Annotated in this window: 2 protein-coding genes; both read left to right on the forward strand. The window is 50.4% G+C overall.

Translation table 11 applies throughout. The features are described 5' to 3' along the window. Positions 1–4,029, forward strand: coding sequence for an SDR family NAD(P)-dependent oxidoreductase (locus ACTHPG_RS24265; RefSeq protein WP_440391912.1), 4,029 nt, complete (start codon positions 1–3; stop codon positions 4,027–4,029). Between the two features lie 14 nt (positions 4,030–4,043). Beyond that, entirely contained in the window at positions 4,044–13,148 is a 9,105-nt protein-coding gene (locus tag ACTHPG_RS24270) for an SDR family NAD(P)-dependent oxidoreductase (protein WP_440391913.1), read from the forward strand. Positions 13,149–13,177 lie beyond the last annotated feature (29 nt).

Consider the following 13,177-nt stretch of genomic DNA (forward strand, 5'->3'; position numbering starts at 1 on the left):
GTGGAGAGTGTATACAAGTTTGTCATGGAACATCTGCAAGACGGAAGCATGGACAAAACAGTGGCCGTGCAGCTGCTCAAAAAGCTCAAAGCGGAGGAGGACGCCAATATTGCGTCCGGGTCAACCAATGCTGCCAAAGATATTGCCATTGTGGGTATGGCTTTGAAATTGCCGCAGGCTGATTCTCCCGGAGAATTCTGGGACAATATCGTCAGTGGTACGGACAGCATTCGTTCCTTTCCGGCATCCAGAGTGCCAGACATCCATTCGTATCTGCAATATCTAGGCATGTCACCAGACGAAATTCAATTCAACGAAAATGCCTATCTGGATGAGATTGATAAATTTGATTATGCCTATTTCAAAATGTCACCCAAAGAAGCCAGCCTGACGGACCCCAATCACAGGCTGTTTCTGGAAACGGCATGGAAAGCGATTGAGGACGCAGGGTATGGGGGAGGAAAACTGGTGGGCAGCCGCACGGGTGTATATCTGGGCCTTTCCAACAATATTCGGGATTTATACTCACGTTTTATCTACGATGCGGAACCTGAATCCTTTGCGTACTCGCTTGTGGGTAATCTGGCTTCTGTAGCGGCTGGTCGGTTATCCTTCTTACTCGATTTAAAAGGACCGAGCTTGGTGGTGGATACGTCTTGTTCATCCTCTCTGGTGGCCATTACACTGGCATGTCAGGCGATCAAGGAGGGGCAATGTGATCAGGCGCTCGTCGGGGGAATCAAGATTAATCTGGTTCCGCTAAAGAGTGATCATATCAAAATTGGGATTGAGTCCACCGATTGGAGAACGAAAGCGTTTGATGACGACTCGGACGGATCGGGTATTGGTGAAGGCGCAGGGGTGGTAATGCTCAAACCACTGGATAAAGCGTTGGAAGACCGTGATCAGATCTACGCTGTTATCAAAGGGTATGGCGTAAACCAGGATGGTAAATCCATCAGTATCGCTGCCCCGAACCCGGAGGCACAGACCGAAGCGATTCTTCAAGCCTGGGCGGATGCGGGTATCAATCCCGAGACGGTCTCTTATATTGAGACACATGGCAGTGGCACTATGCTGGGCGATCCGCTGGAGGTACAAGGGATTGAGCAGGCATTCCGGCGTCACACGGGTAAAAGTCAATTTTGTGGAATCGGCTCGGTCAAAACGAATATCGGTCACCTGTCAGAAGCGGCTGGTGTCGTGGGTTTGATCAAATCGGCCTTGTCACTGAAACATAAACAGATTCCGGCCTCCAAACATTTTCACAGACCGAATCGGGCCATCGATTTTGCGGCATCCCCGGTCTATGTGAATGCCCGGTTGCGGGATTGGGATACCGCTGCCACGCCACGACGTAGCGGTGTTAGTGCATTTGGCATCAGTGGGACCAATTGCCACATTGTGCTGGAAGAAGCGCCGACCACTACGGTTAAAGAGCCGGAAATACGCGGGGAACATCTTCTAACTGTATCGGCCAAAACGCAGGCAGCGCTCCAGACGCTGATTACGGAATATGCTCACGTTCTCTCTCAAGTTGAAGCTCAGAATGTGCCTTCTCTGTGTTATACCGCCAACACAGGGAGGGGGCACTACTCGTACCGTTTACTCGTCACAGGGCAGGATGCGGAAGAACTCTTGCTTCGCTTAAATGAAGCTGGACAAATGATCGGATCCGATGGGAACTTTAGCAAAAGTACTGGTCCCAACGGGCACCAAAGCCCAGGGATCTATTACGGATATCACAAGGTCGGCAACGATCAGAATCGTCCGGAATCACCAGCTACAGGTGGCGAAGAGGAACACACGGGCCATCGGACTATGAGTCTGAATCCGGAACTGGCGAAGATGGGTAAGGGGCAACGGGCTGAACAGGACATGCTGGACCAGATTGGAATGTATTATATACAAGGTGCAGAATTGAACTGGGAGCTTCTATACACAGGAGACGGACTGCGCAAAACAAGTCTGCCAACCTATCCATTTACCCGGACTCGCTGCTGGTTTGAAGTTCCCGAGGCGGCTCGTACCGCCGCTACCGCAGATTGCAGCCATGCGGTCTCGGAAGAGCCGACGCCGGCCCGATTCTATCGGATGAACTGGAGGAAAGCCGATCGAACAGAGCCAGAACCCGTTCAGGGAACAGGTGCAGTTCTGATTTTGAAGGATGAGGGTAAGCGGGGAAGCGGATTGATTAAACGCCTTAAGCAGTCAGGGCGCCAAGTGATTGAGGTCGGATATGGAGAGTCTTTCAAGCAGGAACCGGACGGTTCGTTTACGGTGGATGGTTCGGAAAGCAACTTTGGGGAGCTGTTTGCAGCGCTGGGGAATACATCCATCAGTGACATTGTACATCTCTTTGCGGTGCCGACTTCTGCGGGAATTCGTACACTTCAGGACTTGGAACATAGTCAGCAAAAAGGCGTATATAGCCTGTTTTATCTGATTCGTGCGCTCATTGAACACGGAAGTGACAATGCACTGAATATGATGCTGGTCTCCGAACAGGTCTACGAAGTCACAGCCGGTGAGAGTCGACTTTCTCCCGAAGCGGCCTCGTTATACGGTTTGGGTAAAGTGCTCGCCTTGGAATATCCGCATATTACCTGTAGAAGCATTGATCTGGACGAGAGCACAGGGGCAGATGAACTGCTTCAGGAGATGGGTTCCCAAGATCAGAGTTACACCTCTGCCTACCGTAATGGGGTCCGTTATATAGAGGAATTGGGTGAGGTTCAAGCCGATGCGTTGACAGATTCTCCTGTCCATATTCAACAGGGTGGTGTGTATGTCATTACTGGGGGGACAGGCGGGATTGGGCAGGAGATGGCCAAATTTTTCGCCTCCCAAGCAAAGGTCAAGCTTGTGCTGATTGGACGTACCCCAGTTCCTGCAAGAGCGGATTGGGAAACACTTCTTAACGACCCTGAGCTCGAATCCAAGACAGCTGCTCGTCTCCGAAATTTCCTGGAGATTGAACAACAGGGTTCGGAAGTATCTTGTTATGCAGCCGATGTATCGGATTATGTAGCGATGCAGGATGTACTGGCCGATGTCAGGGAAAAGCATGGGTTCATTACAGGAGTAATTCACGGTGCAGGTGTACCGGCGGTTGGATATTTGATCCGCAAAACACAGGAAACGTTTGACGAAGTCCTTCATCCAAAAGTGCAGGGAGCCTGGATACTGGACCAGCTGACCCGGCAGGATGAGCTTGACTTCCTGGTCTTTTTCTCTTCCGGTCTGTCGCTGTCAAGTGAGGTTGGACAAGGAGATTATTCCGCGGCCAATGCATACCTGGATGCTTTGTCTTACTCGCGCAGCAAAAGCGGCCTGAAGACCTTGTCTATTAACTGGTCTTCGTGGAAAGAAGCGGGCATGTCTGTTGATTATGGTTTTAATGTGGATGCCATTACGAAAGCCCTTCCGACCGAACAGGCAACGGCCGGATTTTTTGCAGCATTGAACAAAGAGGTGCCGCGTGTGTTGATCGGGGAATTTACATATCATCCACGGTTTGCGAAAGCACTGTTGACCAAGTTTCCATTCCGATTCTCCGAAGAGATGACGAAAAGGCTGAAAGAAGCCGAGAAGTTGGAAGAATCGCGTCAGGTGGCTCCTGTTGCGGCTAAACGAAACAAATCGGCGAATGCACATGTTGAACTCAAAGGAAAAGACGGCGAGGATTACAATGGCATCGAACGGCAGATTGCAGGCATGTATAACGAAGTACTTGGTTTTGAAGAGCTGGATATCCACGATAGCTTTTTTGATCTGGGCGGGGATTCCATTCTGTTAAACCGGTTATTTTCCCTGCTCGAAGATGCCTATCCAGGCAAAATGAAACTAATCCATCTGTTTTCGTATACCAGCGTACATGCGCTATCCCAATTTGTCATGACCAAACTGGACATAAAACCGGCTGCTGAGCCAGCTCCACCGGTGGATGATTTTGAACAACTGTTTAAAGATATTGAAGCTGGTAGCCTGAGCATTGACGATGCAGTCAAGAGCTTTGAGGATCGTTGAGGAAGGAGAACCCGATGAACCAAACAAGCCAGATGCTGAGAATCATTATTGAGAATGCAGCCGCGGGCAAAATTGATAAGCAGGTTGCTGCCCAACTGCTCAAAGGATTGAAATCGGAGGGGAAGCGGAGCGACTCTGAGGGAATTGCCATTGTTGGCATATCAGCGATGCTTCCGTCGGCGGATAATATCGACGAGTTTTGGGACAACATCCGTGATCGCTGTGATTCCATTGCCAATTTTCCGGACTCTCGTCGTCAAAATATTGATGCGTATCTCCGATATGCAGGCTATGGAGAGGACATCCAATACAGTGATGGTTCCTATCTGAAAGATATCGATCAGTTTGATTACAAATTATTTCGAATTCCCCCACGGGACGCGGCGCTAATGGATCCTTTTCAGAGGCTGTTTCTGCGAACAGCCTGGAGTGCTCTCGAGGATGCGGGATATGGTGGGAAAAGCCTGGCTGGCAGCCGGACAGGTGTATACCTCGGATTTGCCAGCAATATTAAGGACAGTTACCTGCGAATGATCCAGGATATTGATATCCAGTTAACTTCGGATGCAGCTGTGGGCAATATTTCTGCCATGATGCCTGCACGAATCTCTTATCTTCTGGATCTAAAAGGGCCTTCGATGGTGGTGGACACCGCCTGTTCGTCCTCATTGGTGGCCGTGCATCTCGCCTGCCAGTCCATTCGGAATGGTGACTGTGATATGGCACTTGCCGGTGGATTGCGTGTGAACCTGATGCCTCTGGATACGGAATATTACCGCGGGGGACTTGAAGCATCGGATGGACGAACCAGAGCCTTTGACCATTCATCGGATGGGGCTGGCATCAGCGAAGGGGTTGCTACGGTATTGCTGAAACCGTTGAGTAAAGCACTCAAGGACAAGGACCAGATCTATGCAGTCATCAAAGGCAGCGCCATTAATCAGGACGGAGCTTCCATTGGCATTACTGCTCCGAACCCGGTGGCCCAAGCTGATGTGATATCTAGAGCGTGGGATCAGGCGGGAATTCACCCCGAGACCCTGTCCTACATTGAGACCCATGGAACGGGTACCAAGCTGGGAGATCCGCTGGAACTTGAAGGCTTGGAACTTGCCTTTCAAAAGTACACGGATAAGAAGCAGTTTTGTCCGATTGGTACTGTGAAATCGAATATGGGTCATCCCTATGAAGCGGCAGGTCTGGTTAGTCTGATCAAGGCGGCACTGGTTATCAAAAACCGTGAAATCCCGCCGTCACTTCATTTTGACAGGCCCAATGGACAAATCGATTTCAAGACATCACCTGTGTATGTCAACACCAGGCTCCGCAAATGGGAAGGAAAAGAGTCTCCGATGCGCTGTGCGGTCAGCAGTTTTGGCTTTAGCGGAACGAACTGTCATCTGGTGCTGGAAGAAGCACCGGTTGCCACGGTTGTTGACTCTTCTTATGCGAAGGCAGGTCTGGTCGTGTTGTCCGCCAAGTCAGAGCCGGCTCTGCGGGAACTGGTCACAACATATAGCCGTTTTGTACAGGACAAACCGCCTGCATGCCATCTGCAGGATCTGTGTTATACCGCGAGTGTTGGCAGAGGACACTACAACTTCAGGTTGGCTATAGTGGCAGAGAATCTCGCGGATCTGGGATTGAAGCTGCAAGTGCTATCCTTGGCGGGGACGTGGAATGAACCTGAGTCGTGGTTCAGCTTTGGGGAGCACAAGATTGTACCTGCCAGCAAATCACAACTTGAACCTGGTGATATGACAGAAGCGTCACGGAAGAAGCTCGATCGACGGGTACAGGAGATTACCCAAGGGGTTAACCTTTCCGAGTGGGATGATGAGGCAGGCGTGTCCGAACTTGGTTCGTTATACGTCCAAGGGGCCGATGTGGATTGGGTGGAACTGTACAAAGGTTCGGGGGTGCGTAGAGTCAGTCTACCCGTGTACCCTTTCGAATCCCATCGCTGCTGGATTGATCTCCCTGACGAATTGGTATCCAGTCGTATTGACAGAGGCGCGGCAGTGTCTGAACAACTCACGGATGACTTTCATTATACGATGCAATGGAGAACCGCTGAGTGGAAACGTACAGGCAGCGGGATCTCCGTTTTGCCGGGAACGGTATTGTTGATTGAAGCCATGTCTGGTGCAGCTGATTCTGTAGCTCATGTGCTTGCACGAACTGGCGTGAAAGTGATCCGGGCAGCACTGGGCTCTGCTTTTGCAGACTTGAGAGATAATCGATATACACTTGGTGATCAGGAGTCGGATTATGACCGTCTCTTCGCAAGCCTTCGGGGCAAGTCGGTGGATCACATCATTCATGTTGGCTGTTCTCTGGATACCGGGCAGTCGGGTATTCAAAGTTTGAATGAATTGCAGAGCAGTCAGCGCCGAGGTGTGTACAGTGTGTATTATTTGGTACGTGCTCTGATGAGAAGTGACTTTGCCGAGATTGCTGGTATGACACTGATAGCACAGAATGCTCACTATATTACGGGAGACGAATCCACTCAGCGGCCAGAACATGCGTCATACCTGAGTCTAAGCAAGGTACTGAACCGTGAGCATCCGTCCATTTCTTTCCGCTCCTTGGACGTCGATGCAGATACTGCCGCAGATGCCTGGATCGAGGAAGCGCTGGGGACAGAAGATCAGGGGGACTATCTGATCGCGTATCGTGGTGGACAACGTTACGTTGAAGAATTTACGCGTGTGCAGGTTGCAGAGGATACCCCAATATCTGTACGCCCTCAAGGTGTGTACCTTATTACAGGAGGCGGTGGTGGTATTGGTCTGGAAACAGCGCGTTTCCTGGCTTCCAAAGCTCCCGTGCGTCTGGCTCTGATCAATCGCACCTCGATACCGGAGCGTGTACATTGGAACAACCTGATGAATCAGCCCTGTCAAGCCAAGCTTCGTCGTTTCATTACAGCCGTTACGGAGCTGGAGGCCGCAGGTTCGGAAGTCTCCTGGTACAGTGCGGATGTGGCTGACCGGGAAGCGATGGATCGGGTAATTCGGGATATGCGTACACGTTATGGTGCTATTCATGGAATCATTCATGGTGCGGGTGTCGGTGGAGATCAACTTCTGGTAGATCGAAGTGAAGAACGATTCAGCGAAGTGCTGGCATCCAAAATATATGGTACCTGGAATCTGGACGAACTGACTCACAGTGACGATCTGGATTTCTTTGTGATGTATTCTTCTGTAGCGACGCTGTTCAGTGGCGTAACGCAAGCAGACTACGTGGCGGCTAATGCCTACCTGGATGCCTTCGCCGATGAGCGTTCCCTGAGAGGAAAACGCACACTCACCGTGAACTGGACAACATGGAAAGAGACGGGCATGTCGGTGGATGCTGGTTTCACCGCAGATACCATATTCAAAACAGTCCTTACAGCACAAGCCATACAGGGCTTGGAACAAGCCATGAACTCCTCCATTCGCAGGGTCCTGGTCGGGCAACTGAACTTCAGTGGCGGCGGCGTTCGTTTGCTGGATAAAATGCAGGTTCGATTGTCCACAGAACTCAGAGGCAAAGTGGCTGAATATCTGCAAAGTGCTGCTTCCAAAACGAGGTCGACCAAGAAGGCTGGCAGTTCAAGCGGTGAGGTGAAATTATCAGGCAAGAGCGAGGGTGGATATACGGTTACTGAACGACATGTAGCCAGCGTATGCAAAGAAGTTTTGGGATTTGACGAGATCGATATCTACGAGAATTTCTTCGAGCTTGGTGCTGATTCCATTCTGCTGTTGAAAATTCACGCGGGACTTTCCAAAAGATATCCGGGCGTCCTTGCCGTAACGGACCTGTTTGAATTTTCGACGATCCACAAGTTGGCGGAATATATTTTCAAGGAACATGGTGAATCGGAAGAAGAGACGGTTGCTGTACTGGGCGACATGGATGCTTCTGCAACCAGCGAAGAACAGACATCACCGGAAACTGCGAAGCAGGCAGAGACGTATCCTCAAGATCAGCAGCCTTCAGGGCAGACGGCTTCCGGACCATTGTCCGGGGATCTGGCCATTGTAGGGATGGCTCTGAATGTGGCTTCCACAACCGATGTATCCGAATTCTGGGAGCATATTCAAGGCAAGGTGGATCATATCCGTCCTCTCCCGGAACGACGACAACAAGATCTGGACTGGTATTTGCAGAATACAAGGCTGGACCTCCCGGAACTGGATTCCAAAGCGGGAGCTTTTATAGAAGATATTGACTTATTCGATTATTCATTCTTTAAATTATCACCGAAAGAAGCGAGTCTGACAGATCCGAATCAGCGTCTCTTTCTGGAGACTGTGTGGAGGGCCATTGAGGACGCGGGTTACGGCGGCGGGAAACTGGCCGGTTCGGATACCGGTGTCTATTTGGGTTATTCAACAAACACGGTTGATATGTATTCACGATTCATATATGAGACGGATTTGGGCGCTCTGCCGGATGCCGTGGTGGGTAACACACCATCCATCATTCCTGCTCGCATATCGTATTTGCTGAACTTGAAAGGGCCAAGCATGTTGGTGGATACGGCCTGTTCTTCATCCCTTACAGCGGTGCATATTGCTTCGCGTGCCCTGTTAAGCGGAGAGTGCAGCATGGCCGCAGTGGGTGGGATCAAAATCTCAACCATGCCGATCACCAAAAAGAACGAAAACATGCTCCAGGGTCTGGAGTCTGGTGACGGAAAGACCCGAGCATTTGATGATGACTCTGATGGTGCCGGGCTTGGTGAAGGCATCGGAGTAGTCATGCTAAAAAGACTGGAGGAAGCGCTGAGGGATGGGGATCAGGTATACGCTGTTCTCAAAGGTACTGCCATGAATCAGGATGGCAGTTCAGCCGGCATTACGGCTCCCAATCCAGCGGCTCAACAGGAAGTCATTACGAAGGCCTGGAAACAGGCAGGTATTCATCCCGAGACGATCACGTACATGGAAACGCATGGTACAGGAACCGCGCTGGGTGACCCGATTGAAATTAAAGGCATCCAAAATGCGTTCCGACAATTCACAGATCGACGTCAATTCTGTGCGGTCGGTTCCATTAAAACCAACCTGGGTCATACCTCTGAGGCAGCAGGTATGATCAGCCTGATCAAGGCGGCACTTGCTGTCAGGCACGGTGTGATTCCGCCGAATCTTCATTTCAATCGTCCAAACCGAAATATTGATTTTCATGCTTCGCCTGTATATGTGAATACACGATTACGACCGTGGAAGGTGAAGCACGGACCTCGCCGCTGTGGTGTCAGTGCATTTGGCATCAGCGGAACGAATTGTCATGTCATCCTGGAAGAACCACCAGTAATTACACCTGTATCTGCACCAGCACGTCCTCATTTGCTGGTATTGTCTGCTCGATCCGAAGAGGCACTCCAGCGGCTGGTTGCTGAATATGTTCGTCTGCTGGATCGGAACAACCAATATGAACTCGTAGATATGTGCAGTACTGCAAGCACAGGACGGGGACATTACCCGTTCCGATTGTCACTTATGGTACGAGATACGGAAGGCTTGCTGAATACCTTGAGACAGCTGGAGAACAGATCATTCCAATCCATTGCACTGCCGGGAGTCGAGTTCGGTGAACATCGGACTGTTCCCAAGAGTAAGAAGGATAGGGCAGCTGGTGAGATGACCGAATCGGAAAAAATGGGTCTGAGCCAATTAATGCGTTCGGCCATTCAGAGCTTTGTACAGAATGGACGCGAGTCGGAGTATTTGTTAAAGCAGATTGCCCATCTGTATGTACAGGGAGCAGATGCGGACTGGGAAGAAATGTACGCAGGTGAACATGCTCGCAAAGTCAGCTTGCCCGCGTATCCGCTGGAACGGAAGCGCTGCTGGATCCATATTCCCGAACGTCCACAGCTGCGTGAGGTCTCTATAGAAGAGGCCGCGGCTCCATTGCATTATGCGGCTATGTGGAAAGAAATGAATCGAATATCAATGGACCAGCATGGAGGCAATACAGAGCCGGTTGTGATGTTGATGGACAGAAGTGGCATTGCCTCATCCGTAGCCGGGAAACTGGAAGCGGAAGGGCGGCTCGTGATCAAGGTACACCGCGGAGAGTCCTATACCAATCAAGCCAATGCCGAATTTACCATTCGATCATGTGAAGAAGACTATGAACGGTTCATCCGAGCGGTAGAGCCTTATAAAATCTCGCAGCTCCTTCATTTCTTTGCACTGGATCAGCATGCGGATGAAGGTACTGTGGGCGAATTGGAAGAGTCGCTTGATCGCGGCGTGTATAGTCTGTTTTATCTGTCCAAAGCGATGTCCAAGGTTCATTTCAAACGACCAGTCGATCTGGTGCTGGTGACATCTTGTACACAAAGCGTTACAGGCAGTGAGCCGTACATTCGTCCAGAGCACGCACCCATGGTTGGGCTTGGCAAGACCATCTGCCATGAGATGAATCAATTCCGCTGTCGAAGCATTGATATCGATGACGAGACACCAATGGATCAATGGCTGCAGGAAATTCGTGATCCTGACATCTTATATCTTGCCGCTTACCGTAAGGGGCGTCGATATGTCCAGGAGCTGGGTGAAATCCCAATGTCCTTGCTGCCCGACCGACCAATACACCTGCGCGAAGGCGGTGTGTACCTCATCACTGGAGGCACAGGCGGGATTGGACTGGAGACAGCGAGTGCATTATCTTTGGCGCCGGAGAAAATCAAACTTGTGTTGATGAATCGTTCACCGTTTCCAGAACGGGCAACATGGGAAGGGGTGCTGTCCTCCGGTGAGGAAACCAAGTTAACGGCTCAGATTGGGCGGATCAAAGAGATGGAAGCTCGGGGCACAGAAGTACATCTATACAGCGTAGATATTGCTGATCCTCTTCAGCTCGCATCGGTGCTAAGCAAGATCAGACAGCAGCACGGTCCCGTGTCTGGTATCATTCACGGCGCTGGTGTGGCTGGAGAAGGTTTCCTGTTGAACAAAGAACGTGAAGCCTTTGAACGTGTCATGCGGCCTAAAGTGCTGGGGACATGGAGTTTGGATCAACTGACACGTGTGGACCAACCGGACTTCTTTGTCATGTTCTCCACGGCTACAACGTTCTTTAGTGAACCTGGACAAGGAGACTATACTGCTGCCAATGCCTATATGGATTCGTTTGCGGCTCATCGCAGGCAGGCAGGTCTGTCCACCCTTGCCGTGAACTGGACCGCGTGGAAAGAAACCGGCATGGCCCGGGATTTTCATGCCAATTCAGATGGGGGATTCAAGGCGATCACGACGGCCAGAGGTATACAGGGACTGCAAGAAGCCATGGGCAAGGATGTAACCCAGGTTCTGATCGGGGAACTTAACCGGGAGGGAATCTATCAGCATGTCTCTGATGACATGCCGCTCATGCTGTTCTCATCTGACATTAGTGAAGCTATTGAAACCGGACGCAAGGGGAATGCCAGTCGTGCACAGGAAGAATCGGGCGACATGAAGTTGTTGGGCAGGACAGACGAAGATTATTCCATCATTGAGAGAGCTTTAGGTCGATTATGGAGTAAGTCACTTGGGGTCAATGAACTCAGTATTTATGATGATTTCTATGAGCTGGGTGGAGACTCCATCCTGGGTCTCAAGATCGCCAATGGTCTCACCAAAGAGTTATCGATCCTTGTGAATACAGCAGAGATCCTGATGTATCCAACCATTGCGGAATCGGCTGCTTATCTGGAAGAGTCGTATGGTCTCTCCATCAGCGGAGATTCCGAGGGAGCACTGCCTGTACTGACTCGCGTGGAACCGCAACCGTATTACCCGGTTTCTTCTGCGCAGAAGAGATTCGTAGTTCTGGACCGGCTTGAAGGTCAAAATACCAATGCAAACATCCCAAGAGCCTCCATCATGGAGGGAGATTTCGAGCACGGAGCATTTGAAGAGATCATTCGCAAGCTGATTCAACGTCATGAATCTTTCCGGACTTCGTTTGAATTTCTGGACGGAATTCCTTATCAGAAGGTGTGGGATCAGGTCGACTTCAACGTCGGTTACTCGGAGTCCACTCGGGAACAACTCACCGAGAAGCTCCTTGGTTTCGTGAAACCTTTTGAGCTGGATCAGGCGCCTTTATTCCGCTTTGAGGTGGTTAAGCTTGGTGATCGTGTACACGCCGTATTTTTTGACATGCACCACATTATTACGGATGGCATGTCGATGGACATCATTATGCAGGAGATCATCGATCTGTATGAAGGGCGTGAGCTGAAACCACTCACCATCCAGTACAAAGATTATGCGGTGTGGCATAATGCCTTGCTCTCTTCCGGTGCTCTGCTCAGACAGGAAGAGTATTGGCTGAACCTGTACAAGGATTCCATCCCGCAGCTCAGATTGCCTACCGATTATCCTCGTCCTTTGGCTAATGAATTCGAAGGAGATCAGGTTGTGTTTATCGGCAATGAAACCTTGACTATGGATCTGGAGCGCATGGCTGCCAAGACAGGAACAACCTTGTTTATGTTGCTGCTTGCAGCGTACAACGTGTTGCTGGCCAAATATGCTGATCAGGATGATATCGTTGTGGGCTCTCCCATTGCGGGCAGATCTCACGCCGATCTGGAGGATGTTGTTGGTGTGTTTATTAACATCATCACGATTCGTACCAAACCACAATCCGGAAAAACATTCCTGGAACTGCTGGCCGAAGTCAGGGAAGCTGCCTTGAAATCTTACGAGAATCAACAGTTTCAGTTCGAGGATCTGGTGCGGAAGCTTAACCTGAACAGAGACAGACACCGCAATCCTTTATTTGATGCGATGTTTGCACTTCAGAATGTAGGTACAGTGGACGTTACAGTCGGCAAATTCACCACAACTCCGTATGAGTTTGGAGGTGCGGAAAGCCGTTATGACGTGTATCTCGAAATCATCGAGAAACATGACAAGCTGCGATTTAATCTGGAGTATCGGACCAAGCTCTTCAAACGGGAAACGGCGGAGAAGATGCTTCACGATTACGTAGCGCTGCTGCAACAGTTATTGCTTCATCCGGAACAGAAGCTGGGCGAGATTGAACTGGAAAGCAGCAAGCATATGCTGGTTTCTTACGATTCAGCCGCAGAAGATCTTGATTTTAATTTCTGATCAGGGAGAGAACGGCTTCTCCCCACAAA

The sequence above is a fragment of the Paenibacillus sp. SAF-068 genome (genome assembly GCF_051967555.1).
Classification (GTDB): Bacteria; Bacillota; Bacilli; order Paenibacillales; family Paenibacillaceae; genus Paenibacillus.